The organism is Thermus sp. FJN-A, assembly GCF_054655095.1.
In genome coordinates this window covers 1-248 of sequence record NZ_BAAHSC010000180.1, presented here as the reverse complement: position 1 = coordinate 248, position 248 = coordinate 1, and the positions used below count along the sequence as shown (strand labels likewise).

At 62.1% G+C, this 248-nt stretch carries 1 protein-coding gene; it reads left to right on the top strand.

Annotated elements, in window-relative coordinates; translation table 11 throughout:
* Position 1: 1 nt before the first annotated feature.
* Positions 2–248: transposase (locus ACYQ0J_RS07430; RefSeq protein ID WP_460171534.1), on the top strand; the 247-nt coding region annotated here is incomplete at its 3' end.

The following is a 248-nucleotide window of genomic DNA, read 5'->3' as shown; positions in this document are numbered from 1 at the left end:
CGTGTTTAATAGGGGGGCACACCTTAGCACGAGGAGGTGCCCCGTGGACCAGGATACCTTGCGGATCTTGCTGAGGGAAGCGGTGCGGGAGACAGTAGCCGAGGTTCTGCAGACGGTTCTGGAGCTGGACCGGACGGCCTTCTTGCAGGTGCACGGAGGCCGCAGGAACGGCTACTACCCCCGCAAGCTGGAGACCACCTTCGGCCAGGTGGACCTGAAGGTCCCTAGGGATCGGGAATCTCGGTATT